Annotated in this window: 26 protein-coding genes; 18 read left to right on the top strand and 8 right to left on the bottom strand. The window is 69.5% G+C overall.

All coding sequences use genetic code 11. From position 1 onward, the window contains the following. Positions 1–146 precede the first annotated feature (146 nt). The 10 genes from V6U79_RS23570 (at position 147) to V6U79_RS29860 (ending at position 11,612) form a co-directional block, all read left to right on the top strand. The gene (locus V6U79_RS23570) at positions 147–884 is read left to right on the top strand and encodes a GntR family transcriptional regulator (RefSeq protein WP_334523746.1); all 738 of its coding nucleotides are present in this window, start codon (positions 147–149) and stop codon (positions 882–884) included. Between the two features lie 183 nt (positions 885–1,067). Then, positions 1,068–2,435: an extracellular solute-binding protein gene (locus V6U79_RS23565; RefSeq protein WP_334523748.1), complete on the top strand. Its 1,368-nt coding sequence runs from the start codon at positions 1,068–1,070 to the stop codon at positions 2,433–2,435. Further along, the gene (locus V6U79_RS23560) at positions 2,410–3,357 is read left to right on the top strand and encodes a carbohydrate ABC transporter permease (RefSeq protein ID WP_334523750.1); all 948 of its coding nucleotides are present in this window, start codon (positions 2,410–2,412) and stop codon (positions 3,355–3,357) included. The genes V6U79_RS23565 and V6U79_RS23560 overlap by 26 nt, the downstream gene beginning before the upstream one ends. Then, positions 3,354–4,238 (top strand): carbohydrate ABC transporter permease, encoded by an 885-nt coding sequence (locus V6U79_RS23555; RefSeq protein ID WP_334523752.1) that lies wholly within the window; start codon positions 3,354–3,356, stop codon positions 4,236–4,238. Before V6U79_RS23560 ends, V6U79_RS23555 begins: the two co-directional genes overlap by 4 nt. Next, positions 4,238–5,407 carry an ABC transporter ATP-binding protein gene (locus V6U79_RS23550; RefSeq protein WP_334523755.1) on the top strand — a complete coding sequence of 390 codons (1,170 nt, stop codon included), beginning with the start codon at positions 4,238–4,240 and terminating at the stop codon, positions 5,405–5,407. Before V6U79_RS23555 ends, V6U79_RS23550 begins: the two co-directional genes overlap by 1 nt. 2 nt (positions 5,408–5,409) lie before the next feature. Then, a complete protein-coding gene (locus V6U79_RS23545; protein WP_334615847.1) occupies positions 5,410–6,618 on the top strand; it encodes a CehA/McbA family metallohydrolase in 1,209 nt (402 codons plus the stop codon). Beyond that, a complete protein-coding gene (locus V6U79_RS23540; RefSeq protein WP_334615846.1) occupies positions 6,609–7,520 on the top strand; it encodes a sugar phosphate isomerase/epimerase family protein in 912 nt (303 codons plus the stop codon). Before V6U79_RS23545 ends, V6U79_RS23540 begins: the two co-directional genes overlap by 10 nt. After that, the gene (locus V6U79_RS23535) at positions 7,517–8,662 is read left to right on the top strand and encodes a Gfo/Idh/MocA family protein (RefSeq protein ID WP_334615845.1); all 1,146 of its coding nucleotides are present in this window, start codon (positions 7,517–7,519) and stop codon (positions 8,660–8,662) included. The genes V6U79_RS23540 and V6U79_RS23535 overlap by 4 nt, the downstream gene beginning before the upstream one ends. Then, positions 8,662–11,412, top strand: a complete 2,751-nt coding sequence (locus V6U79_RS23530) for a glycoside hydrolase family 38 N-terminal domain-containing protein (protein ID WP_334615844.1) — start codon at positions 8,662–8,664, stop codon at positions 11,410–11,412. Before V6U79_RS23535 ends, V6U79_RS23530 begins: the two co-directional genes overlap by 1 nt. Then, positions 11,295–11,612, top strand: coding sequence for a DDE-type integrase/transposase/recombinase (locus V6U79_RS29860; RefSeq protein ID WP_442933302.1), 318 nt, complete (start codon positions 11,295–11,297; stop codon positions 11,610–11,612). Before V6U79_RS23530 ends, V6U79_RS29860 begins: the two co-directional genes overlap by 118 nt. 19 nt (positions 11,613–11,631) lie before the next feature. On the opposite strand, the gene V6U79_RS23520 is transcribed toward V6U79_RS29860, so the two are convergent. From V6U79_RS23520 to V6U79_RS23505, 4 genes are all read right to left on the bottom strand, one after another. Then, entirely contained in the window at positions 11,632–12,222 is a 591-nt protein-coding gene (locus V6U79_RS23520; protein ID WP_334615843.1) for a ferritin-like domain-containing protein, read from the bottom strand. Between the two features lie 176 nt (positions 12,223–12,398). Beyond that, positions 12,399–12,662, bottom strand: a complete 264-nt coding sequence (locus V6U79_RS23515) for a hypothetical protein (RefSeq protein WP_334615842.1) — start codon at positions 12,660–12,662, stop codon at positions 12,399–12,401. Positions 12,663–12,764: 102 nt separating this feature from the next. Beyond that, positions 12,765–13,202 (bottom strand): cupin domain-containing protein, encoded by a 438-nt coding sequence (locus V6U79_RS23510; RefSeq protein WP_334523772.1) that lies wholly within the window; start codon positions 13,200–13,202, stop codon positions 12,765–12,767. A gap of 45 nt (positions 13,203–13,247) precedes the next feature. Beyond that, positions 13,248–13,844, bottom strand: a complete 597-nt coding sequence (locus V6U79_RS23505) for an SDR family oxidoreductase (protein ID WP_334523775.1) — start codon at positions 13,842–13,844, stop codon at positions 13,248–13,250. Positions 13,845–15,062: 1,218 nt separating this feature from the next. On the opposite strand from V6U79_RS23505, the gene V6U79_RS23500 reads away from it, so the two are divergent. After that, positions 15,063–15,596 (top strand): hypothetical protein, encoded by a 534-nt coding sequence (locus V6U79_RS23500; RefSeq protein WP_334523777.1) that lies wholly within the window; start codon positions 15,063–15,065, stop codon positions 15,594–15,596. A gap of 510 nt (positions 15,597–16,106) precedes the next feature. Here V6U79_RS23500 and V6U79_RS23495 read toward each other — a convergent pair. Next, on the bottom strand, positions 16,107–16,511 hold the full coding sequence (locus tag V6U79_RS23495; RefSeq protein WP_334523779.1) for a hypothetical protein: 405 nt from the start codon (positions 16,509–16,511) through the stop codon (positions 16,107–16,109). 69 nt (positions 16,512–16,580) lie between these two features. Between V6U79_RS23495 and V6U79_RS23490 the strand changes: the two genes are divergently transcribed. After that, the gene (locus V6U79_RS23490; RefSeq protein ID WP_334523781.1) at positions 16,581–17,060 is read left to right on the top strand and encodes an SUKH-4 family immunity protein; all 480 of its coding nucleotides are present in this window, start codon (positions 16,581–16,583) and stop codon (positions 17,058–17,060) included. A gap of 521 nt (positions 17,061–17,581) precedes the next feature. Here V6U79_RS23490 and V6U79_RS23485 read toward each other — a convergent pair. Beyond that, positions 17,582–18,109 (bottom strand): hypothetical protein, encoded by a 528-nt coding sequence (locus V6U79_RS23485; protein ID WP_334523783.1) that lies wholly within the window; start codon positions 18,107–18,109, stop codon positions 17,582–17,584. Positions 18,110–18,687: 578 nt separating this feature from the next. Between V6U79_RS23485 and V6U79_RS23480 the strand changes: the two genes are divergently transcribed. The 4 genes from V6U79_RS23480 (at position 18,688) to V6U79_RS23470 (ending at position 21,688) form a co-directional block, all read left to right on the top strand. After that, on the top strand, positions 18,688–18,849 hold the full coding sequence (locus V6U79_RS23480; protein ID WP_334523787.1) for a hypothetical protein: 162 nt from the start codon (positions 18,688–18,690) through the stop codon (positions 18,847–18,849). 211 nt (positions 18,850–19,060) lie between these two features. Next, on the top strand, positions 19,061–19,534 hold the full coding sequence (locus tag V6U79_RS29855; RefSeq protein ID WP_442933812.1) for an STAS domain-containing protein: 474 nt from the start codon (positions 19,061–19,063) through the stop codon (positions 19,532–19,534). Positions 19,535–20,087: 553 nt separating this feature from the next. Beyond that, a complete protein-coding gene (locus V6U79_RS23475) occupies positions 20,088–20,375 on the top strand; it encodes a hypothetical protein (protein WP_334523790.1) in 288 nt (95 codons plus the stop codon). A gap of 116 nt (positions 20,376–20,491) precedes the next feature. Then, entirely contained in the window at positions 20,492–21,688 is a 1,197-nt protein-coding gene (locus V6U79_RS23470; protein WP_334523793.1) for a hypothetical protein, read from the top strand. Positions 21,689–21,701: 13 nt separating this feature from the next. Here V6U79_RS23470 and V6U79_RS29850 read toward each other — a convergent pair whose 3' ends face one another. Further along, positions 21,702–21,902 (bottom strand): hypothetical protein, encoded by a 201-nt coding sequence (locus V6U79_RS29850; protein WP_442933306.1) that lies wholly within the window; start codon positions 21,900–21,902, stop codon positions 21,702–21,704. A gap of 315 nt (positions 21,903–22,217) precedes the next feature. Next, entirely contained in the window at positions 22,218–22,703 is a 486-nt protein-coding gene (locus tag V6U79_RS23460; protein WP_334615841.1) for a PH domain-containing protein, read from the bottom strand. Between the two features lie 371 nt (positions 22,704–23,074). Here V6U79_RS23460 and V6U79_RS23455 point away from each other — a divergent pair, with 371 nt between their 5' ends. Beyond that, on the top strand, positions 23,075–23,233 hold the full coding sequence (locus V6U79_RS23455; RefSeq protein ID WP_334615839.1) for a hypothetical protein: 159 nt from the start codon (positions 23,075–23,077) through the stop codon (positions 23,231–23,233). 238 nt (positions 23,234–23,471) lie between these two features. Then, a complete protein-coding gene (locus tag V6U79_RS23450) occupies positions 23,472–24,302 on the top strand; it encodes an IS5 family transposase (RefSeq protein WP_334615838.1) in 831 nt (276 codons plus the stop codon). The last annotated feature ends 98 nt before the right edge of the window (positions 24,303–24,400 follow it).

Genomic DNA, 24,400 nt, shown 5'->3' with positions numbered 1-24,400 from the left:
GCTGCTGTCCCTGATTGGTAACAGTGCTCTGTGAACTATGTCAATGTGTTGTCGTGACATCCGCCTCTGCAGTCAGTGACCGCTTCGGTACAGTGGCGCGCATCATCGCGCCGTGAGATCCCACGCAGCCGAGGCGAGGAGGTCCCGTGACGGGCCCTGATTTCGCGGTCGACCGGAGCAGCCCGGTCCCGCTCTACTTCCAGGTCGCGGAGCAGTTCGCCGCGGCGATCCAGCGTGGCGACCTCGCACCGGGCGATCGCCTGGACAGCGAACTGCAGCTGGCCGACCGGCTGGGTCTCTCCCGCCCCACCGTGCGGCAGGCCATTCAGCACCTGGTCGACAAGGGACTCATCGTCCGGCGCCGAGGCGTCGGCACCCAGGTGGTGCGGGGCGAAATCCGGCGAGCGGTGGAGCTGACCAGCCTGCACGACGATCTGCTGCGGGCCGGCCAGCGACCGTCCACCTCGGTGCTCGAGTTGGCCACCGTGCCCTGCCCGCCGGAGGTCGCCAACGCACTCGGCGTGCCGCCCGGCGCCGACGTGCAACACCTGCGCCGGCTGCGGTTCTCCGACGGGGAACCCCTCGCCGTGATGGAGAACTGGCTCCCCGCCGACCTGGTGCGGCTCAGCATGGACGCGTTGCAGACCAACGGCCTGTACGGGATCCTGCGCGCGACGGGCATGCGGATCCGCGGCGCCCACCAGCGAATCGGGGCGCGGGCGGCGACCTCCGCCGAGGCGCAGATGCTCGGCGAGCGGCGCGGCGCGCCACTGCTCACCATGACCCGCACCGCGTACGACGATCAGGGCCGCTACGTCGAGCACGGCGCCCACATCTACCGAGCCACCCGCTACTCCCTCGAGGTGACGGTCGCAGAGCGGTGACGATGGATGTTTCGCGCTCATTTCAGTGACAGGTATTTACGTCGTCTAGCTGTCATGACATTGTGGCCGCTAAGCACCGCCGGCGGCTGACCTGCGGCCGGCGGGCAACCCGCGAGTCTCTTCGAAGTCGCTCCTGGCGAAGGGAAGCAGCCCATGTCAGCCAAGCCGAGACACGCAGCGGGCGTGCTCGCCGCGTTAACCGCCGTCGCCCTCACCGCCACGGCCTGTGGCGGCCCGTCCGAGCCCGCCGGCAAGGACGCCAAGAACATCACTCTCACCATTTCCGCCAACTCCATCGTGGGCGGCAAGAACTCCGCCGGGGCGGAGTGGATCGAGAAGTGGGTTATCCCTCGGTTCGTCGAGGCCCAGAAGGCCAAGGGCGTCACGGCGAAGGTGACGTTCGTTCCCAGTGGCGTCGACGACGAGCAGTACAAGACCAAGCTCGCCCTCGACCTGCGGTCCAAGGGCGGCGCCGACGTGATGGCCGTCGACGGCATCTGGGTAGGCGAGTTCGTCCAGGCTGGATACCTCAAGCCACTCTCGGAGGTGGCCGGCGACCAGGCCGACGCCTGGGAGGGCTGGTCCCAGATTCCCGACAGCGTGCAGGGCCTCGGCAGCTTCGAGGACAAGCGCTACGGCATCCCGCTCGGCACCGACGGCCGGGTCCTCTACTACAACAAGAAGCTCTTCGCCCAGGCCGGTCTGCCTGCCGACTGGCAGCCGAAGAGCTGGCAGGAGATTCTCGACGCCGGCACGAAGCTCAAGGCGCTGCCCGGGGTGACGCCGATCCAGCTCAACGCCGGTACGGCGATGGGCGAGGCGACCTCGATGCAGGGCGCGCTGCCCCTGTTGGTCGGCGCCGGCGGCGAGATCTGGGCCGACGGCAAGTGGGCCGGCGGCAACCAGCCGGTCAAGGACATGCTCGACCTCTACACGAAGATCTACGGTGGTGGACTGGGCGACCCTAAGCTCCAGCAGGAGGCGAAGGGACGCGACAAGTCCTTCTCGGAGTTCGCGGCCGGCAAGATCGGCATCCTGGCCGAGGGCGACTACTTCTGGCGGGCCGTCATCAACCCCAAGGACGGCATCGCGAAGATGGCCGACCGGGACACCGCCGTCGGGTACGCGATGATCCCCGCCAAGCAGCCGGGCGCCGGCATCCGCGGGCAGGACTTCGTGAGCATGTCCGGTGGCGGGGTGCGGGTGCTGAACCCGAACTCCAAGTTCCCGTCGCAGGCGTTCGAGCTGCTGGCGTTCATGCACTCGGCCGAGGGGGTCAAGGCCGAGCTTGCCGGCGAGGCGCGGATCTCGGCGCGGATGGACGTCAACAAGGAGGTCCTGGCCGGCGAACCAATGCTGAGCTTCGTCGCCGAGAAGGTGCTGCCGGTGACCGCGTACCGGCCGCCGTTGGCGGTGTACCCGCAGGTGTCGGTGGCGCTGCAGGAGGCGACCGCGGCTGCCGCGTCGGGCAAGAGCGCCGCCGAGGCCGCCGCCGCGTACCAGAAGAAGGTTGAAGGGATCGTCGGTGGTCCGGGTAACGTCTCGTCCTGACGAGACGGTCAAGGGAGCGCGCCCGGCAACGGGCGCCTCCCCGGCACCCGACGCCGCCGGACTCGGCCGGGCCCGCGCCACCGGCTTCCTCGCGCCGGCCATGGTGCTCATCGTGGTCTTCCTCGTGGTACCGGCCGCCTGGACGATCTACCTGGGCGTCACCAACTACCGGCTGACCGGCCTGGCCGCGGCCAACCCGGAGATCGTCGGCCTGGACAACTACACCCAGGCACTCGGCGACGAACGGTTCCGCACGTCCCTGCTGCTGACCCTGCAGTTCGTCCTCGGCTCGGCGGTCATCGGCCAGGCCGGGCTCGGCTTCGCAATCGCCTTCGCGCTGCGCGACCGCCGCGGCCCGCTGCGCCGGGTGGTCGAGGCGTTCGTCCTGCTGTCCTGGATCCTGCCCAGCTCGGTGGTCGCCTTTCTCTGGATCGCCCTGCTGGACCGGGACGCCGGCACGCTCAACGCGCTGCTTGGCATCCCCGGGATGGCCTGGCTGCTCGACTACCCGATGCTGTCGATCATCATCTTCAACACCTGGCGCGGCACCGCGTTCTCGATGATGCTCTACGCCGCCGCGCTGGAGAACGTTCCCCGCTCGCACCTGGAGACCGCCCGGCTGGCCGGCGCGTCCACCTGGCAGCAACTGCGCGACGTGGTCATCCCGCGCATCCGCGGGCACGTGCTGACCAACCTGCTGCTGATCAGTCTCTGGACGTTCAACGACTTCGCGCCCTTCCTCATCACCGCCGGAGGCCCCGAGCAGCGCTCCGAGATCCTGCCGGTCTACGTCTACAAGGTGGCGCTCTCCGGCGGTGAACTGGGCTTCGGTGCCGCGATCTCGTTCATCATGCTGCTGATCAACCTGGTCATCGCGCTGGTCTACCTGCGCATGCTAGGCCGGCGGAAGGAGAAGGCGTGAGCACCGCCACCGCGCCGGCACCGGCACCGGCCACCGATCCGGCGGGCGAGGGCCCTACCATCGCCGTGCGCCACCTGCTCGCCCGAATCGGGCGCTACACCTTCCTCTGCGCCGTCCTCGGGTTCTTCGCGCTGCCGCTGCTCTGGCTGGCGACCGCGCCCTTCGACGACACCCCGACGATCACCGCGTCGCTGCCGCAGTTCACCCTCGACAACTTTCGCGCCCTGCTGGACAACCCGTACGCGCTCAGCTCACTGCTCAACTCGGTCTACCTGGCCGCCGGCACCGCCGCGCTGGTGGTGACCTTCGCGGCGCTCGCCGCCTACGCACTGAGCCGGGTCCGGGTGCCCGGCCGCGATGCGCTGCTCTACGGACTGCTGCTGCTGTCGTCGATCGTGACCGGCACGGCCACCATGGTGCCGCTGTTCGAGCTGGCCTTCCGGCTCAACCTGATCGACTCTCGGCTCGGCGTCATCCTGATCCTCAGCGGCGGGCTACTGCCGGCAGCGATCTTCATCCTCAAGGACTTCATGGACTCGACGCCCACCTCCTACGAGGAGTCGGCGCGGGTCTTCGGAGCCAGCCCGTTACAGATCATGTGGCACATCGTGGTGCCCGTGGTGCGACCCGGGCTGGCCACCGTCGGAGTGTGGGCGGTCGCCAACGTCTGGGGCAACTTCCTGGTGCCGTTCCTGCTGCTGCGCGGCCCGGAGAAAGCCCCGGCCGCGGTGATCATGTACACCCTCTACACCGAGGGCGGCCAGGCCGACCTGCGGTTGCTCTCCACGTTTTCGCTGCTCTACTCGCTGCCGGTGGCGCTCATGTTCGTCTTCGTCAGCAGCCGGTACGGGTTCCGCTTCCACGGAGGGATCAAGCGCTGATGTCCGCCATCACCATGCGCGAGCTGACCAAGGTCTACCCCAACGGGGTGCGGGCCCTGGACGCCCTCGATCTGGAGATCGCCGACGGCGAGTTCTTCGCCCTGCTCGGCCCGTCCGGTTGCGGCAAGACCACCCTGCTGCGCACCATTGCCGGGCTGGAGGTCGCCTCCGGCGGAAGCGTGCGCATCGGTGACCGCAACGTCACCAGCCTGCCACCGGGAAAGCGGGACGTGGCGATGGTCTTCCAGGACTACGCCCTCTTCCCGCACATGACTGTGCAGGAGAACGTGGCCTACCCGCTACGGATCAAGAAGATGGACCGCCGCAGCCGCAGTGCGAAGGCGGCCGAGACGGCCGACGAGCTGGGACTGTCGGCACTGCTGCAGCGGCGCCCGGGCCAGCTCTCCGGCGGCCAGCAGCAGCGCGTGGCGCTCGCCCGTGCGATGGCCTGTCACCCTCAGGTGTTCCTCCTCGACGAGCCGCTGTCCAACCTCGACGCCCGGCTGCGGCTGGAGGCGCGCACCTTCCTCAAGCGGCTGCAACGCGAGCTGGGCGTCACTACCGTCTTCGTCACTCACGACCAGGCCGAGGCGCTCGCCCTCGCCGACCGGATCGCGGTGATGGAGGGCGGCCGGATCCGCCAGGTCGGCACCCCCACCGAGGTGTTCCGCCGCCCGGCCAACACGTTCGTCGCCGGGTTCATCGGCTCCACCCCGATGAACCTGGTCGGCGCCGAGGTGCACGACGGCGAGTTGGCCGTCGCCGGTACGCGGCTGCCAATGCCGCAGGACGCCCACGACCGGGTGACCGACGGCGAGAAGCTGGTCTACGGCGTCCGGCCCGAGTATCTCGACTATTCCCCGGAACCGGTACCCGGTGCGCTGAGCGGGCAGGTGGTGGTGGTGGAGAACCTGGGCAGCTTCTCGCTGGTCTCCCTCGACGTGCCGACCGCAGACGGGGTGGCCGACGAGGTCGGTGACGCCGCCGGGGTCGGGGGGACCAGCCTCCAGGTCGTCGTGCCCGAGGGACGCGAACCCGAGCCCGGTGACACCGGGTGGGTGGTGCCGCGGCCCGGACGATCACTGCTCTACCGGGACGGGGAACTGGTGAGCACAACCCCGGCACCGGCCGTGCCTACCGCCCGGACCGGCGTCGGCGCGGAGCGGTGACCATGGCGGTGCACCGGGGCAGGTGGACGTTGCGGGACCGCGCCGAAAGCGTGCTGCGGAGCCTCCCGGTCACCGTCGCGCCCGGCACCGCCGCCCTGACCGTACGACTGGACTACCCCCGGCAGGCCGGCGTGCTGGACCTCGGCTGCCTCGGCCCGGCCGGCTTCCGGGGCTGGTCGGGTGGCGCCCGGGACGGCTTTACCGTGGCCCCCGACTGGGCCACTCCCGGCTACCTGCCCGGAGAGCTGGAACCCGGTGAGTGGCAGGTGCTGCTCCGGCTGCACCGGATCCCGCCGGACGGGTTGGATTTCGAGGTCACCGCCACCGTCAGCACCAGGAGACCCGCGGCGCCGACGCCGCTGGCCGCTCCGCCGCGCCCCGACCGCCCGCCCCGCCGGGCGCTGCCCGCCGTGGATGGCCGGCGGTGGCTCCCCGGTGACCTGCACGCACACACCGTGCACAGCGACGGGGTGCAGACCATCGATCAGCTGGCCGTCCTGGGGGCCTCCCGCGGACTGGACTTCCTCGCCGTCACCGACCACAACACGGTTAGCCACCACCCCTGGCTGCCCGATTCCTCGGCCCGGTACGGCATCGCGCTGGTGCCCGGGCAGGAGGTGACCACCGACCGGGGACACGCCAATGTGTTCGGCCCGGTCGGCTGGATCGACTTTCGGCAGCCGCCGGACGAGTGGCTGGCCACGGCGGAACGGGCCGGCGGGCTGATGTCGGTGAACCATCCCCTGAGCGCCGACTGCGCCTGGCGGCAGCCGTTGACCACCCGTACCCGGCTGGCCGAGGTCTGGCACTCCGGCTGGTGGGACCGCACCTGGGGCGCCCCGCTGGCGTGGGCACAGGCGTGGCGTCCGGACGTCGTACCGGTCGGCGGTAGCGACTACCACCGCCCCGGCGACGGCGTGCCGCCCGGCTCGCCCACCACCTGGGCACTGGTCGACGGCGACGCGCCGCCCGAGGGCGCCGTGCTGGACGCGCTGCGCGCCGGTCGTACCGCCATCTCCGCCGGTCCCGACGAACCCCTGCTGCTTCGCCTCGGCGAGGAACTGCTGGCGCTCGACGCCGACGGGACGATGCTCGGCTACCCCGACGGCAGCCACAGAGTGGTCCGCGGTGACCGGTGCCTGTTCCCGGCCGGTGACGGCCTGCACGTCCTGGAGTCCCACCGCATGGAGGTGATCGCACTATGCATCTGACCGGACGCACCCGGGTGGCCGGCGCACCCGTCAACTACGGCATCTACCAGTCGGCCGGCGCATCCCCGGGCCCGGACGAGCTGCTGACGGCCCTGAAGCGGGACGGATACGCCGGAGTGGACTCCGGGCCGATCGGCTACCTCGGCACCGGCGAGCTGCTGGCCCGGCGGCTGGGCGAGACCGGCATCGGGCTCGCCGGCGGCTGGGTCGACCTGCGGTTTGCCGACCCGGACGGCTTCACCGACGACCTGGCCCAGCTCGACGCGGCACTCGACGTGTTCGCCGCCGCCCCGGTCGACGACCCCCGGTTCGCGCCCCGACCCACCCTCGCCTGCCCCGGCAACCCCGCCCGGATGGCCCGACCGGGCATCCCGCCAGACCTGATCTCGGCGCTGCCGGCCAGCGCCTGGCCGGACTTCGCCGCCCGGGTCCAGCAGGCCGCCGACCGCTGCCGGGACCGCGGCCTGGAGCCGGTGTTCCACTACCACCTCGGCACCGACGTGGAGACCGAAGCCGAGACCGACCGACTGCTCGAACTCACCGACATCGCCGTCTGCCTGGACACCGGGCACCTGCTGCTGGCCGGCGGGGACCCGGTCGCGGCGGTACGCCGGTGGGCCGGCCGGATCGGGCAGGTGCACCTGAAGGATGGCGACCTGACCGCCCACGAGCGGGTCCGGGAGGCCGGTGGCGGCCTGACCGAGGTGGTGGCCGCCGGCGGCTTCTGCGCCCTCGGCACCGGCGACGTCGACTTCGCCGGGGTGCTCGCCGGCCTCGACGCCATCGGCTACACCGGCTGGCTGGTGATCGAACAGGACGCGCCGGCGCTCGGCCGGGACCTAGACCGGATCCTGGCCGACCAGCGTGCCAACCGGCGGTGGCTCGAGGAAGCGGCCCGATGACGGAGCCGGGCAAGCGGATCAGGATTGCGGTGGCCGGGCTCGGAATCGTCGCCCGTACGGTGCATCTGCCGCTGCTGCAGCGGCGTGCGGACCTGTTCGAGGTCGTCGCGCTCGGCGACCTCTCCGCCTGCCGGGTGGCCGAGCTCGGTCACCGCTACGGCGTCGAACCGGGGCGGCGATACACCGATGCCAGCGCGATGCTCGTCGAGGGCGGATACGACGCGGTGCTGCTGGCGACCTCCGGCTCGCACGGTGAGCTGGCCGCGCTGGCGCTGCGCTCGGGCCTGCCGGTGCTCTGCGAGAAGCCGCTCGCCTACACCCTTGCCGAGGCGGCCCGGCTGACCGAGCTGAGCGGCGGGACGCCGTCGCTGATGGTCGGCTACATGAAGCAGTACGATCCGGCGGTCACCGAGGCCGCGCGCCTGCTCGACGAGCTCGGCGGCCCCGAGCGGATCCACGCGGTGGAGGTGACTGTCCTACACGCCGACGGTGAGGGGCAACTGGCGTTCGCCAACCTGCCGCCGGCCCCCGGCGACGTGCCGCCCGACGTGGCCGACCGGTTGCGGGCGGCTGATTCGCGGATGCTCGACGCCGCGGTGGGCGGCGACGCCGGCGCACGGACGCTCTACCAGATCCTGATCAACAGCATCTCCCACGACCTGTCGCTGCTGCGGCTCTTCGCCGGCCCGCCGGCCACCGTGGAGCACGTCGCGACCTGGCCCGTCGCGCCGAACGGTACGGTCGAGCCGTCGGTGGAGATCAGCGGACGACTGCGCGGTGGTGCCCGCTACGGCATCCGGTGGCTCAACCTGCCGGACTATCCCGCCTACCGTGAGACGGTCACCCTGCACCACGCCCGGGGCTCCCTGGAGCTGGTCTTCCCGTCGCCGTACCTGCTCAACGCGCCTACCACGCTGACCGTGGTGGACTCCCACGGCGGTGGCGAGCGACGGGCGGCGTTCCGGTCGGTGGCGGAGGCGTTCGAGCAGGAGCTGGTCGCCTTCCACGCGATGGTCACCGCAGGTGCCCCGCCGTTGAGCGGGATCGCCGAGGGCGCGACCGACGTACGCACGAGCCAACAGGTGGTACGCCGCTTCGGGGAGCTGACCGGGGCGGCGATCGGCGGAGAGGCGGCACGCTGATGGCAGAATCGACCGAGATCATTGTGGTGCCGCACACCCACTGGGACCGGGAGTGGTACGAGCCCTTCCAGCGGTTCCGGCTGCGGTTGGTGGCCCTGCTCGACGAGGTCTTCGAGCGAATGGAGCGCGACCCCCGGCAGCGCTTCACCCTGGACGGGCAGCTCGCCGCCGTGGACGACTACCTGGAGGTCCGCCCGGAGCGGCGCGAACAGGTCCTGGCGCTGGTACGCGCCGGACGGCTGGCCGTCGGGCCCTGGCAGATCCTGCTCGACGAGTTCCTCTGCTCCGGGGAGAACATCGTCCGCAACCTGGAGCGCGGGCTGGCCCGCAGTGCCGACCTGGGCGGAGCCATGCCGGTCGGCTACCTGCCCGACATGTTCGGTCACATCGCGCAGATGCCGCAGATCCTGGCCGGGGCCGGGCTGGCGCACGCCTGCGTGTTCCGCGGCGTACCCGACCGGGTCCGGACCCACGCGTTCGCCTGGCAGGCCCCGGACGGCACGGCGGTGCGCGCCGAGTACCTGCCCGGCGGGTACGGCAACGCGGCCGGCCTGATGGACGACGCCGCGCTGGTCACCCGCCGAGCCACTGACCTGGCCGCCCGGCTCGGCGCCTGGCGACCGGACGGCGGCGGCAGCCCGATCCTCGCCATGTACGGCACCGACCACGCGGCACCGGCCCCGGACGCCCCTGACCTGCTCGCCGCCGCCGACCTCGACGGCACCCGGCTGCGGCTCGGCACGCTCGCCGAGTACTTCGCCACGCAGCCGACCACCGTGGACGGCTTGCCCGTCGTGGCTGGCGAGCTGCGCTCGCACGCCCGCGCCAACATCCTGCCCGGTGTGATCTCCGTACGCGCCCACCTGAAGCAGGCGATGGGCCGCGCCGAGCGCCGGGTCGAGCGGTACGCCGAACCCCTCGCCGCGCTCTGGCACGACCCGTCCGTGCAGCGCTTCCTGGACATGGCGTGGACCCGGCTGATCGACGCCAGCTGCCACGACTCAGTGACCGGGTGCGGCTGCGACGAGACCGCCGAGCAGGTGGCCGCCCGCCTCGCCGAGGCCGATCAGCTCGGCCGGGCGGTCTGCGACCTGGTCGGCGCCCGGCTGGCCGCCGCCGTGCCGCACGACGGATACCTGCTGTTCAACCCCAGCCCGACCCCCCGGACCGCCCTGGTGCGCCTCGACGTCGAGGCGCCCGGCGACGCGGCGCCGGGGCTGGCCGGCGCGGACGGTCGGGTGGTGACCGCGCAGGTCCTCGACCGGGCCCGGACGCTGCTTGCCGACGACCTGGTGCCGACCGCAGAGCTGCCGGCGGTGCTCACCCGGGTGCATGGCCGGGAACTCTACGGCCAGGAGATCACCCGCTGGTCGGTGTCGCCCGCCGACGCCACCCTCACCTTCGAGGTGGCCCGACACGGCGACCCCGCCTTCGACGTCGAGGACGTCCGGCTGGCGCTGGCCGATGCCGGGCAGTCGGACCGGTGGCGAGTCCGCATCGTCGCCGCCCCCCGGCTGACGGTCGCCGCGCTGGTGGACGTGCCCGCGCTCGGGCACGCCGCCGTGCGGCCGGTGGCGCTGCCGGCCGGCGCTGCGATGGCGTCCGGACCGGTGACGGTCGACGACCGCATCATGGACAACGGCCTGCTCCGCGTCGAGGTCGTCGAGGACGGCACGCTGCGGCTGTCCACCCCGGACGGCCTGAGCGTGGACGGGGTGGGCCGGATCGTCGATGGCGGCGACGTGGGCGACAGCTACAACTACGCCCCGCCGGCTGCCGATGAGCTGATCGACAAGCCCCGGGCGGTACGGACGGTGGTGCGGCACGAGGGGCCGATCGTCGCCGTCGTCGACGTGGTCCGCGAGTATCGCTGGCCGGTGGCGGCCGACGTCGACGCCGGCTCCCGCGCGGTGGATCGGGAGGCGATCACCGTCACCACCCGGGTGGAACTCCGCACCGGTGAGAGGTTCGCCCGGCTCCACATCGACTTTGACAACCGCTGCGACGACCATCGGGTACGCCTGCACCTGCCGCTGCCGTCACCGGCCCGGTCGTCGTACGCGGAGGGCCAGTTCGCCGTCGTCGAGCGGGGGCTGACGGCGGAGGGCGGCGGCGGCGAGGTACCGCTGCCGACGTTCCCGGCGTCGGGGTTCGTGGCCGCCGGCGGCCCGGAGGGGTCGCTGGCCGTGGTGCTGACGCAGCCGACGGAGTACGAACTGGCCGACTCGGGTCGCGAATTGGCCATCACCCTGCTGCGCTCCATCGGGATGCTGTCCCGCAACCGGCACGCCCTGCGCGACGAGCCCGCCGGCCCGCAGCTACCCACGCCGCTGGCGCAGTGCCGCGGGGGCCGCAGTATTGAGCTGGCGATCCTGCCGTTCCGAGGCGCCTGGCATGAGGCCGGGGTGGTGGAGGCAACCGAGGCCTACCGACACGAGCTGCTGGCCTTCCCTGGCACGTCGGAGCCGTCCACCGTGCTGCCGGCCCCCGTTGCCGGACTGGCGGTGGACGGCCCCGGCGTCGCGTTGACGAGTGTCCGCGACCGGGGCGGCCGTACCGAGCTGCGGGTGGTGGCGCAGACACCGGCGGACACCACCGCCGTCATCCGGGCCGGGCGGGCCCTACGGGGTGCGTGGCGGGCCGACCTGCTCGGCCGGGCGGGTGCACAGCTGGTCGTCGACGGCGATGGCATCGTACGCCTTCCGCTGCGCGCCTGGGAGATCGCCACCGTGCAGCTCGACCCGGCCTGAGCGCGACCCCGGAGCACAGCCAGCTCAAACACCGGTTGAGACCGATGCGCGGGCTACGAACCGACACGACAGCACAAGTGATCATCGCTGGCCACGCGTTCATGCAGAACCTGCGCCGCGGGCACTACGAACTCGCCATCGACACCCCGCCCGCTCTGCGGGTCGCAGCGGCGTTTGCCGAACTCGCCCAAGCGATCTGACCGCCCACCCGGCGCGGGCTCAACGCGTCTTCCGATCCCACAACGCAACGGCGCCTCGTCGGCCGACCCTGAGCTCCTGGAACCGGTAGAAGTGCGCGACCTCTGCCCGCTCGGGATGGAAGACGTCATGGTCGCCGTCCCAGACTTCGCCACGGGCCGTGCCCTCGCCCTGCTCGACGATCTCCTCAAGCGCGGCCAGTGCCGAGGCCAGATCGTTGAACGCGATGAGTCGGCCGGCAGTGTGCCGAAATTGACCGGCGTTCACCTGGCGAGCCGGATCGCCGCAGAAGACCTCCCGCTCGCCGAGCCGGTCGCACAGGTGGCGCAGACCTTGCTCGATTGCGTCGTAAAACTGCCCGATCGTCTCGTAGCTGTCGCCTTCCGCCGGGGCGCCGGGCGGTGCCGGTTGCTCGATCCGCAGGAACAGCTCAAAAGCTTCCGCGCCGAACGGAAGCAGCGGCAGTTCCAGGGAGGGGTCGCCGTGGGGCAGTCGTCGGGGGTGTGGCGGCAACATCCGCGGCGTGTCCAGCCGTGGTCGGCCGCCGACGGCATTGAGCAGGTTCGCGGCCAGCGCCAGGTGGAGCATCTCCTCGGCGAACACACTGGCCACCACTCCGACGGCTTCCGGGTTCCGCTTTGGGTCGAGGGAGTACAGCGCGCACAGGTACGGTCGTGTGTTCCAACTCGATCGCCCACTGAAGGTGCTCGCGAAGATCGTCGAGCGTGGTGATTCGTGCCGACGTGGCGGGAGCAGCGGCGGTCCCCTGCCGTGGGGGGGGGGGTGATTCACAGGTGTCTCGGCTGTTGGAGAGGTGGTGTCCCTGAATCGGCGTGGTGCGGTGCCTCAGGCCCGTCCGTCCGTCGGCCGAATCGGGGGTCGCCTTCCAGCGCCCCGACGGCGCCAAGAAGGCTGCGGAGGCCGACTTCGTCGCGCTGGGCGTCAGCCGGATCGAACAGCCACTCGGTGACCGGTAGCTTGATGGCCTCCTCGCGGTGGCTCGCCGCGGCCATGGCCAGTTTCGCCTCGGCCTCGGTCTCGAGCTCGTGCAATGAGTCGTTGTCTCCGCTCGGAGTGCTCATCGTTCCCCATGCGTGATGTCGAAGGATGTCGGCCCGGCCCGCCCGCTGTCGGCTGAAGTGCGGTTGGCATGGTCAGGACGGGCGAGGGGCACGGCGGTCCTTGCGCCGGGCGAGCTCTTCGTCGTCTACCAGGGTGAGCATCGGCTTGCCGGGTTCGCACAGCATCGTGACGGTAAAACGCAGCGGGATGTCGTCGCGGTTGTTGCCGTCCTGGTAGTGAATGACGTCGCCACCCGGCTCCCAGAACGCCTCGCCGGCTCGCACGACCCGCTCAGGCTCGCCTTCGACCTCCAGCAGCATCTCGCCTTCCAGCACGTAACCGAACGCGGGGCCGGAGTGGCGGTGCGGAGGCGTACCGGGGTCGCCCGGCGGGAACTCGATGACCACGGTCATCGCATGCGCTCCCGCCGGAATGAACGGCGGCTCGGCCTCCTGCAGCACGGTGAGCGCCGTCTGCCACGCGGTCGATCTGCTCTTCGGCCCGGCGCTGCCTGGATCGTTGGCGGGCATGGGACGTACCTCCTTGGCTGCTGGATGGTGAGCCGGGCCGACGGGCTACCTGGCGGACTTGGTGCGGCCCAGCCAGTCGACGTACCTGATCTCGCCGAGGACCGCCCCGTCGTCCGGCACCGGACTCCGCTCGCTCAACTCGGAGCCGAAGTAGCGCGCGTGCGGGTCGGTGACCACCTCACGCGGATCGCCCAAAGCAGCCAGGGCGGTCCGGAAGAACTCGTCCATCCGAAGCCGCCCGGGCCCGGCCACCTCGACCCGCCCGTTCAACGGCGACCCCACCGCCACCCGGCCGACCGCCTGGGCCACCTCGTCGCCGGCCATGGGCTGGAAGAGCACCGGTGCCATCCGGACCTTGTCACCGTCCGCGCCGCCGTCGGCGATGCCCTGGACGAACTCGAAGAACTGCGTCGCGTGCACGAGCGAGAACGGGATCGACGACTCCGCGATCAGCTTCTCCTGCGCATTCTTCGCCCGGAAGTAGCCGTTCTCGGACAGCCGCTCGGTCCCCACGACCGACAGCGCCACATGGTGGCTCACACCGGCCGCCGCCTCCGCCGCGAGCAGATTGCGGGTGGAGGTCGTGAAGAACTCCATCACCGCGGCGTCTTCCCACGAGGGGGAGTTCGAAACGTCGATCACCACCGACGCCCCGGCCATCGCCTCGGTCAGGCCCTCGCCGGTGAGGGTGTTGACGCCGGTATTCGGTGCCGCCGGCGCCGCCTCGGCCGTGCTCGCCGGATCTGCTCATCTACTGGGCCCTCAAGGGTGGTCCGGCCCGCGTGCAACTACCACACACCCACTCCCTCTGACGCGACACACGCTAGAAGCCGCCGTCGACCCGATCGTCGTCACCGACCGACACCTCGACCGCTCAATGCCGGGCTGCCGCCCGCGAAGTTCGGCCCGGCGCGCTATCCGTCCGCAGCAAGCAGCTGCGTGCCTGGCGCTGGCGGGGGCACTTCCGCGTCAATAGTCAGGACCAGGTTCCGGGTCGCGGTGTCCTCCCCGACCCGAACCGCGGCGATCGGTACCTCGGCGACACCGTCCATCAGCCGCGCCGGGTTCCCCGTCACGGATCTCACCGTCGAGGCGGCCCAGTAGCCGCAGACCCACACCGTCCGCCCGGGCCTCGACCACCTCGAACCGCCATCGCGGCACCGTTCGGCCCGACGCTCGCGGCCGATACTCCCGGCTACCCGATCGACTTCGAAAGAACCGGGCACCGAACGCCAGGTCGACCTCTCGCAACTTGTTCAGCGACGTGTCCTGCATATGCCGCAGCGCGTGCCGGGCCAGACACATCCGTACGCCGTGCCGGATCACCCACATCCCAGCGCCCCACCCCTCCGCCGGATCCACGAGATCACTCACGAGCGTGTCGACGTTGCCCGTCGCACCCACGCACCGCAATGTCGCCGCAACGACCGTGCGGGGATCAGCCGGCGCCACCCCGTCGCCTTTGAACGGCAACGCCCAGCAACAGGCGCTGCTCGCGGCTCAGCACGGGATCGGGCATGTCCGCCAGCGCCCACAGTTCCTCCCAGTACAACCCTGGCCCTGAGAACTCGCCCAACCCGGCGACCCGGACAGCCGACCCGCCGAGATCCGAGGTGACCACCACGTCGAGCCGCCATCGCCGGGAATGTTGCGATTGACGATGCGCAACCACCGCCACCACTTGTTAGGCGCCGGGGTCAGCCGCACCGACAACACCGGCCACTGCACCCGGTCCAGCAGCGTCCTCGCGGCCCCGTCATCTGCTCGGACGGCGACGATGCCGTCTTTTGTCGCTCATGCGACACCCCACCCGCCCGCGCCCGCACCCGGCCAGGCCCCGACGACCTGCATCATCGGGCGATGCGAACCCGACACGCCATCGTCGCCATCATCGCCGCGACCGCGCTGACCCTCACCGGCTGCGGTGGCACCGGCAGCCGCGACGACACCCCGGCCCCCGCCGCCAGCAGCGCTGCGCCAGCCGCGAAACCGCCGGCGCCCGCCGCCCCCCTCGATGCGAAGGCCGTCCTCGCGAATCTCACCGCAGCGAAGGTCGGCGTTACGAAGGGTGCTGTGCAGAACGAGGACACCGACCCCAACAACCTCCTCGGTCGGCCCAACGGCTACACCTCTCGCGCCTCCGCCGACCTGCCGGGTGGCGATACGCAGGCCGACATGGGCAGTGTCGACCGCGGCCTGGCGATTGAGGTGTTCCCGACGGTGAAGGATGCGGACCGGCGGGCCGCCTACATCAAGCAGCTCCAGGAGGGCGCCCCGATCCTCGGCACGGAGTACCACTACCGGGCTGACGGCGGCAGGGTGTTGGTGCGGGTGTCGGGGAAGGTGAAGCCGTCGCAGGCGAAGAAGGTCGAGCAGGTGCTGGCCGCCATGTGACCCCCCGGACCGGGCTGTGTCCCACCATCGCCCGGGTAGTGGGCCGTTGCCGTTGCGGAATCCCGGTCAGTCAATCTCTTCGACGACCATGCGTGCCAGGTAGCGGTCTGACTCGTCCCGGGCGGCGGCCTGCACCTGCTCGATGTGCTCGACCAGGAAGTCGAGCACGCCCCCCAGCCCGGCGACCGCCGCGTAGCCGCCCAGCAAACTCTTGAGAGATCTCTCAGTTCGAATCCGACTTGTCTCTTGTAGACGGTTCCCGCGGGCGGTAGAGCGGTGGGCTGTGCATGGGAGGGAGATCGGTGACCGCGTGTGGAAGCGATTACGCGCTGATTCCGGCTCATAGCCTCCGGTTTCACTATCCCCGCACTCGTCGAGGTCACGAACAGGCATGACGCAGCCCGGCCGGCCACCAGCCGCAGGCGTCTCGGGCATCGCGACCCGCAGAGCGCGCTCTTGGGAACTGAGGCTTCGGCGCTTGACGTGGTGGGGAAGTCGGGCTGGCTGTAGCTACTCCTTGGTCGCTACAGCGGCAAGCGCGTATGCAACCACGATCAGGGTGACCATCAGCAGCCGTGGTGACGCGAAGGCTGGGATTTTGAGAGCTCCCCATCCGCAGATGAGGAGACCACTGAACATCAGGCCGAGGAGGGAGACTGCCCATGGTCGTGGCAACCCGGCGGCCCAGGCGACGAGTAGGCCGAGAATGACGCTGCTCGGGATGCCGACGCCAAGCGCGATCAAGACGGTGGATCCGACCGTTTCCGGACCGTCGACCTCCGGATGGCGGTCGACGACCGAGTCCGCATACTGCGTCGCGAGATAGAGGGCAGCGAAGACCGCAAGACCGGCCAAGGCGCCCCGTAACCCGTTCAAGACCCAGTCGGACAGGGCGCGGACGGGCGAAGAGGCCATCATCATTGTCTACCGCATGGTTGTGCACCACTGACACGAGACCCAGCTGAGACGGGAAGTTTGCAGGGCATGCCAGACGTGGTCCACTACTCGAGTACCGACCTGCGTCGGATCTTCGGAGGAAACGTTCCCCAGGCCGCACGGCTGCTCGACGTGGAGTTGCCACGCGCAGCGGGTGTCTTCTTCGAGGCGTATCCGATCGAGCGGGTCAGCCTGTCGAGGGAGTTTCCTGGACGGCTCGGGATCGGCCGGGCTTGGCACGGTATCTGCGAGGTTCAAGTCGACCTTGGCGACGCAGTGGTGTGGTCGGTCGTTGCGGTGGAGGGCGGTCAGCCGGAAGTCGCGTTCATGAACACTGACGTCGATCGGTTCATCATCTTCCTTCAGCGGGTGCACGGCATGGCTCTTCTCGCCGAGGTGGAGGACGGGCCACGGTATCGGGAGCAGGTTGAGGCCGTCAGCCGAGAACTCGCCCGAACGGACGAGCCGGCGACCAGGGAAGGCGCCTGGTGGTCCGGGATCATTGAGGAGATGGTGGCGATGGCATAGACACGCACGTGGATCTGCCGCTGGACCAGTGCCTCCTGCGTCGGGAGATCTTCGGCGTATTCCCGGCTCGGGGACGAAGTACCGGTTTGTGGCTACCCGTCGTGATTGAAGATCAACGAGCCACTTCGTTCGTGGCTGAGCGGTGGTCGGTGGTGACCGATCCGACACGCTGGTCTGCGCTGGGAGGCCGCCCAGGCGCTCACTGCGGATAACGTCACCTACCTGGGCGGACCGCTGGCGACGCTGGTCATCGTGCAGGCGGGCGACCGGACCGGCGGCAATGGGTGCAGAACTTCGACAGCCTGGAACTGAAGGAACCCTTCCCCGAAGCCATCTCCGGTAGGGCGTCGGCGAAGTCGTGTGCCGCGGTCCTGGCCGCGTTTCAGTGATGCCCGAAACGCCTGCGGCTGGCGGCTGGCGGCTCGCCGGGTTGCGTCTCGTGCCCGCTTGTGACCGCTGCGCTCCACCGGTGACTGGCCCGCAGATGGCCCGAGCACCCGCGATCCCTAGGTGGGCAACCCTCAGCCGTGGCAGCGAAGATCCTCCCCGGCGGGCAGGAAGCTGATCTCAATCTCAATCTTGCCGTAGGTGTTCGGGCCTGGAGGAAATCGCCCATGTACCAGGAGTAGGCGAACCTGTTGCCCGTTCGTCGCTCGGTCGGCACAGAACCGATCTGCCGGTTGTGGACCCGGCAGGGTCCTCCAATGACCCGTCGTTAGCAAGGTCCGGTAGTGGTCGATGGCCGGGTTCATCGAGGTGCCAGGCGGCAAGCTGACGTCCGCCGTAACGCGCCCCCAATGGTCGCTTTCATCCCCGCACGGGGCCTGACCGATGCGGTCGAGGGTGGTGCCGGGTGGAGGAGAGGTGAGTACCGGGTCGCGTGCCAGCTGCTCGGCCAACCGGTGATCAGCGTCCGTGCACTCGCTCTCACGCGCGCCCGGGCTCTCGATCGGCTCGCCTAGTTGCTGAGTGGCGATGCCACACAGCACCAGGACACCGATCAGCACCGTGCCGAGTACGGCAGTGCGGGCAAGGGCCTGCTGGGGCACCCGCCGAGGGTAGAACAGTAATCGTTCGGGGCGGTCCTGGAGGATCTCCTCGCCGGGCAGTCGTAGACCATCCAGCCTCCCCGGACGGGGACAAGGTGGAGCGCCCTACCGAACGTATGACCTTGGCCCCGTCGGGGGAGGCTGGGGCGTCGGTAGTGGACGAGGTGGCGCCATCGGTGGTGCCGGTAGGCGGTGTCGACCTCCATCTCGGCGGCGACCGCGGGGCGAACCGGGGCAGGGGAGCGGATGGGGCCGGTCGAGCTGCCCCGTCCAGGAGGCGGGCAGTAGTTGCGGCGACGGAGGGGCGCCGATGGCGGTACAACCCGGCACTCGAGGCACCGCTATCCGGGGGCGCACCGCCACCGGGGTCGACGGCGGATGGATGGTCGATAACGTGCCGTGAACCTCGTGCCCTACGTGCCTCGGTAGACGGCAATGGTGCTGTGCCGTTGTAGCACTCATTGACAGTGCAGCGCTTAACGGATAACCGATGAGAAGCTACGGCTAGGCAACGATCAACGGGGGATTCGCGTGCACACGATGGCTGGGTGCTTTCAGCCTGCGGAGCAGATCTGAGGATGAGTCTGGTAGTCGGATTTTTATTCATCCTCTTCCTGCTGCACAAGGCCGTGTCGGCTTTGGTGCGAGCCGCTCGCCGAGTGGGCGATGACCTGGACGTTCTGGCGGCCATGCCGCCGAGCACCGCGGCGAAGGCTTCTGACGGTTTCCCGGCTGTCTGACATTCGGCCCCTCAACCGGCGCCTGATGTCGGGCACTGACCAAACCTGCCCTGACCGCGGTACCGCCGGCTCGGTGTGCAGTTCCGGGCTGGCCCTTCCCAGAAGGACCATGTGCGTCCATTTGGATCAATTGAATCGATGGGTCAACGTAAACTGCTGTGGGGATAGCGTCTGCTACTGGCCGCGTCGATGCCGATAATTGCCGCGATCAGTGTTCCTGCAGCTCGCCGCAGCCAGACGGGGAGAGACGGGGTTGGTAGGGGGCCAGGACTCGCCGGCCAGGGTGGGCGGGTTTCCGTGGGAGGAACCTGATGGGAAATTCCGTTGTGGGACAGTGGCCAAGCGGTCCGGAAGCTTGGGTGTCGACCGTGATCCAATTGACACATTGGTATCGCTGTTCGGTGAGATTGACCTGTCGGGTTCCGACCGGCTGCGTGAGGTGTTGCGTGAACCCGGCAACTGCACCGGCGTTGTGGTTGATTTGGCTCGAGTGACGTTCATCGACTCGTCGGTGATCGGCGTGCTCATCAAGGCCGCAGCGACGCTGCCGCGGCCGGCGGGTGTCTGCGGGTGGTCAACCCGACCGGCATGTGCGGCGGGTGTTGCACGTCACCGGTGTCCTTCCTTTGGTCACCGACGCGGCGTGACTCAGCATGGTGGACAGTGGGCCGCGTCGCGGCCTTGAGGGGTCATGCGGGGGTCGAACCGTATCCGAGGGTGGCTCTTGATAGCCCTCAATCCAGTGGCTGTTCCACTGATGTCGGCGGTACCGGTGCTGCACTCGGAGAAGCCCGCATGACTGTCGCCCGAACAGGTCCAGGTGGGCAACATCGCCACTGCGATGGGCGAAGTCGTGTAACAGCCCTGAGACGAGCAACGCCTGTGCTTAAGGGAGGTCCGGCCGCAGGGCCCCCCTGGGGGCGGGACCGGATTCTCTCGGTGTCGCGCTCGCCCGGCCCCGGTCCGCTCACAGGAAGTGTCTATGGCTGAGCCCAGACCGCCAGTTCCGCCCATTCAGCCGACGTCCCGGCACCCTGCGGGCGCCGGCTATCCGGGGTCGCCCACGATGACCTCTACCGCATCGGACAGCGCACTCAGGTGCCTGAGCCGGAGCCCGAGCAGCGACGAGCAAAGAGTTGCCGGCACTGTCGGCAGCCCCTGTTCGAAGACTTGTTGTGGGGGTGGATGCACGATGGTGACCGATATTTATGCCAGGACCCGGCCACGGGCGAGTTGCTATGCCAACCGGCAACGCCCAATTGACGCCTCGGGCGCTGACCGGGCACCGTGCTGGCTTCGAGGTCTTTGCCAGGGTCCCCTTCGCCGGTGAGTCCTACGTACAGAAGGCGGGATTCCCGACCCGTGACGGTGCCCGGCCGGCCTACCGCGTGCTGTTCATCAAGTCGTTGGACCAGACGGGGGACACCGTTGCCGACGCGGCGATGGGGAGGACCCTGTATTGGGCGTTCGTGGTGGCGCGTGACAGGTTCCTCGGCTGGCCCGCCCGACAAGGCCGCTCCTACTGAATGACCGAGACCGGCTCGCCGCAGGCCGAGGAGGCATAACCATGAGCGGCACCGGTGTCGTCACCTCGCTGAGGGTGCTGACAGCCGCCACGACTTTTTAGAGGAGACCAGCGACCGTGGCCGAAAGTTCGACCGCTCGTTCTGCCGATGGGGCTTTCCAGGATCAGGACGACGCGTCGAGTGTCATAGACAGCTGGATCGGTCGACGGTCGCGGCTGCAAGCAAGCGATTCCGACTCGTACTACGAGCAGCAGGTGGCGGCCCCGCCGCAGGGGCGCGCCGACGTGTCGGACCAGTACCAGGAGTCGCGCCAGTCCGAGAACACCTACGAGGACCAAGGGCGAGGAGCAAGGCAGTGGGCGCACCGGCAGTATGAGGATGAGTACGAGCAGTACGACGGGGCCCACTCAGCACATGAGCACGCGCAGCGACGGCCCGACCCACTGTTCTACCAGTACGACGAGCACGACCAGGCCTACTGGGAGGAACACCGGGCCGATGAACCGTACGGACCGACTGATGCCATCTCGGTGCATGAGGAAGCGCACGCCGCGCAGCAGGAGAGGTACGCCCAACCGGAGGACGGCTACGCCCACGAGGAGTACTACCAGCACGCTGATTCCGCCAGCCGCCACGAGTACCGCCACGAGGAGCCCAGCGCGGAGGACCCCGACGCCCACGTGGGCAGGCGGGCACGAAGGACGCACAACCGCGGCCTTCGTGCCCGCCCACGGCCAGCCGGCCGCCGGCGGCGCTGGCTGGTCCCGGTCGGCGGGCTCGCGTTGGCGGCGCTGCTCTGCGCTCTGACGCTCATGTGGGTGGCCGGTCGACCGCCGGAAAGCGGGCTGGCGGTGTCGACGGCGACCACCCCGCCGGACCCGGTTGAGAAGCCGGTCAGCCTGGTGGAGATGCCGTCGACGTCGCCAAGTTCCGCGACATCGGCCGGCTCCTCCGCACCACCCAGTGCCACACCGTCGCTCAAACCTTCCGCCACGCCCAGCGCCGCACCGTCTGTCACGCCTTCCGCCACGCCGACGCCCACCGGGGCCACGCCGACGAAGACCCGGAGCCCGGGCCCGGTCCTGCTCGGCCCATCGAGCAGCCGCGGCGTGGCGCGCATGGCCCAGCGGTACTGTGATCGGTACACCGGGGGCTCAGCGGACCCCCGCAACGACGGCCGCTGGCAATGTACGCGGCTTCTCTCCACGTCCATCGTCGACATGGACGTCGCCTGCCGCGACACGTTCGAATCCGGCGCCTACGCCCAGACATCGGATTCCGGCGACCCCTACGCCTGGCGGTGCTACCGCTGATCACCCGCTGAGGTCACGCGGCGAGCCGGTCGCCACCAGGTAGAGGTGATGGGCTCGCTGGCGGATGGCTTGGAGAACCCGTGCATGACTTCAGCGGGCACGGCCAGTACCAGCAGGGCAGCGGCCTCAACAGCTCGATGCACGGGTGCGCCGAGAGGATGCCGGCCACGCCGACCATGATGTCGATGACTGGCTCGGCGGCGGGCCTCGGCACTGCGGTGCTGCCGACGTAGTGGATGCCGCCGGTGATCAAGCACCGAGGCCTCGCTGATCAGGATGGGCTCCTGGGCAAACCGCCGCGGCCAAGCGACGTCATAGGGATCAAGGTAGATCCCGGCTCGGCCTCGCGTGAGTCGCTGCCATGGCTGTCCGGCATGACGGTCACTGTGCCAGGGATGCCGGTTCATCGCGGTCCGGACCGATGCACAGGGCCCGCACGGCGCGGGTCTGACAGGAACCGCGAGTCGAGCAGCTGGACCACTGGCGCTGCTCTACTGCCGAGGCGGCACTGCGGGTCGGGGTATCCGCGTCAAAGGCCGAGCAGCTGCCTCTTCTTCGCCTCAAACTCCTTCGCAGTGACAATCCCGGCGTCGCGCAGCTCGGCGAGCTTGCGCAGCTGGTCAGGCGGATCCGGCTGCGACGGGACAGCCGTTGCGGCGGGTCGCTGCCCGGCCCGCGCGCGCAGCAGCTCGGCGAACCGGGCGACGTCCCCGGTGTTGATCCATTTCAGGCTGACGTCGTTACCCGAGGCCGCGAACCGAAAAGAGTGCCCCATCAGACCCTTGCTCGACTCGAACGACGAGATGTTGGCATACGGAAACGACTCGAGGTCGTGCCCGCCGAGCTTCTTTGCGAAGAACACGAGCCTGCGGTCCGTTGCCAGCATCACGCCGTTTCGCACGGTGGACTGCCCCATCACCTTCGTGTCGTATGCGCCGAGCACCGCAGCCTCGATCTGCTCGCCCGGCTCCAAGTGAGCGCGGGCCTGCTCAACGAGCTTGTCGAGCTTTGCCATGTGATCCCCCTTGCATGGGAAAGGGATCGTCGTGAGCGACATCGTCGGCGTTCCACCGGTAGCGGACGGTCAGCAGGTGGCGGACCGCTGCGAGGTCGATCGGCTGCCGGAGGGTGAGTTGGCGCCGCGTACAGGTGCAGCCGCTGGTACGCCTCGGCGGTGGCGAGGGTGGCGTGGACCAGCCGGACCCCGGAATCGTCGCGGATCAGGCGCGCCAGGGCACCGTGCAACAGCCGTAGGGTGTCCAAGACGCGGCCGGCGGCGAGGAACGTGTTCGACCGTTCGAGGGCTTGGTCGGCGGCCCGCCGACTATGGTGACCGCGACGCCGTGGCAGCACGAGCCGCCGCTGAGCGGGTCCGATTATGGACCGGTGATCGGGCTTGCGCTGCAATGGGGCGGGCAGGAGCACAGCATTTTGCGGATGACAGGCGGCGCGGTGCTGCCTGCTGGCCTGCTCGAGGTGCCCGCCGGATGCACGTCGACGGTGCTGTGTGTACCTCGGCGCGGTCCGATTCCCGATCACCAGTGAGGCTCACTGCTCGGGCGCCTCAACCGAAGCCTGGCCGGGGCCACAGTCATAGGTCAATGAAACAAGTAGCCGCGATCCGGAGCGCGCTGGCCGCAAGATCAGGCGCACGCTCATGGACCGAGTTTGGCCGGACATCGATCCTGGGCCAAGTCTCTAAGAGGGCATCTGATCCGTGTAGTGGCTGATTCATGTTCGGCCGTGGCGGTGGTGGGGCTGGGTCGTTGATCGTGGCGTGAGTATGCGGCGGCGGGGTTACCGGACGGATCTGTCGGATGAGCGGTGGGCGTTGATCGAGCCGGTGCTGACCGCGTGGCGGGCGGCCCGGGTGGGTTTGGGGATCAGCCGACCGGTGCATGACCTTCGGGAGATCGTCAACGCGATCCTGTACGTTGCGAGGACGGGGATCGCCTGGGAGTACCTGCCGCACGACTTCCCTCCGGCGAAGACGGTGTACGACTACTACGCCAAGTGGGAGGCGGACGGGACCACGCAACGGATCCACGACCTGCTGCGGGAGCAGGTCCGCCTGGTCCAGGGCCGCAGCGAGAGCCCGTCGGCGGTGGTCCTGGACTCGCAGAGCGTGAAGACCTCCAGCAACGTCGGCGAGTCTAGTCAGGGCATCGACGCGGCGAAGAAGATCAAGGGACGCAAGCGTCACATCGCCACCGACACCCTCGGCCTGCTGTTGGCGGTAATGGTCACGGCAGCTTCGGTGCAGGATTCCACCGCCGGCCGGCACCTTCTCGACACCGTGTCCGCCGACCACCCTTCCGTGGTCAAGGCCTGGGTCGACGGCGGCTACAACAGCGCCGTACGTGCGTATGGCGCCGGGCGCGGCATCGACGTCGAGCTCGTACCCCGCCATGCCGGGAAGGGCTTCCACGTTCAGCCCCGCCGGTGGGTCGTGGAGCGGACCTTCGGTTGGCTGGTCCAGCACCGGCGGCTCGTGCGTGACTACGAGACCCTTCCTCAACGGGCCCGGGCGATGATCCATTGGGCCATGGCTAACACAATGAGTCGCTACCTCACCGGGGAATCCACCCCAACCTGGCGAAACGAAAGCACCTAATCGGACCAACCTCACCAAGCGAGATCAGATGCCCTCTAAGAACTCCTAACGAAATGATGTTGGGCCGTCACCCCGGGACGTGAGGATCGTTCTGTCTG

Origin of the sequence: Micromonospora psammae, assembly GCF_036902725.1 — a bacterium.
Taxonomy (GTDB): domain Bacteria; phylum Actinomycetota; class Actinomycetes; order Mycobacteriales; family Micromonosporaceae; genus Micromonospora.
The sequence above is the reverse complement of the archived record's forward strand: the minus strand, read 5'-3'. Positions and strand labels throughout refer to the sequence as shown.

Excerpts from the sequence above, each read along its gene's own strand:
- V6U79_RS23550 (WP_334523755.1), top strand. The coding sequence starts at position 4,238 with ATGTCCGCCATCACCATGCGCGAGCTGACCAAGGTCTACCCCAACGGG.
- V6U79_RS23500 (WP_334523777.1), top strand. The coding sequence starts at position 15,063 with ATGCGAACCCGACACGCCATCGTCGCCATCATCGCCGCGACCGCGCTG.
- V6U79_RS23495 (WP_334523779.1), bottom strand. The coding sequence starts at position 16,511 with ATGGCCTCTTCGCCCGTCCGCGCCCTGTCCGACTGGGTCTTGAACGGG.
- V6U79_RS23480 (WP_334523787.1), top strand. The coding sequence starts at position 18,688 with ATGAGTCTGGTAGTCGGATTTTTATTCATCCTCTTCCTGCTGCACAAG.
- V6U79_RS23460 (WP_334615841.1), bottom strand. The coding sequence starts at position 22,703 with ATGGCAAAGCTCGACAAGCTCGTTGAGCAGGCCCGCGCTCACTTGGAG.
- V6U79_RS23530 (WP_334615844.1), top strand. The coding sequence starts at position 8,662 with ATGGCAGAATCGACCGAGATCATTGTGGTGCCGCACACCCACTGGGAC.
- V6U79_RS23490 (WP_334523781.1), top strand. The coding sequence starts at position 16,581 with ATGCCAGACGTGGTCCACTACTCGAGTACCGACCTGCGTCGGATCTTC.
- V6U79_RS23540 (WP_334615846.1), top strand. The coding sequence starts at position 6,609 with ATGCATCTGACCGGACGCACCCGGGTGGCCGGCGCACCCGTCAACTAC.
- V6U79_RS23535 (WP_334615845.1), top strand. The coding sequence starts at position 7,517 with ATGACGGAGCCGGGCAAGCGGATCAGGATTGCGGTGGCCGGGCTCGGA.
- V6U79_RS23545 (WP_334615847.1), top strand. The coding sequence starts at position 5,410 with ATGGCGGTGCACCGGGGCAGGTGGACGTTGCGGGACCGCGCCGAAAGC.
- V6U79_RS23510 (WP_334523772.1), bottom strand. The coding sequence starts at position 13,202 with ATGCCCGCCAACGATCCAGGCAGCGCCGGGCCGAAGAGCAGATCGACC.
- V6U79_RS23475 (WP_334523790.1), top strand. The coding sequence starts at position 20,088 with ATGCCAACCGGCAACGCCCAATTGACGCCTCGGGCGCTGACCGGGCAC.
- V6U79_RS23450 (WP_334615838.1), top strand. The coding sequence starts at position 23,472 with ATGCGGCGGCGGGGTTACCGGACGGATCTGTCGGATGAGCGGTGGGCG.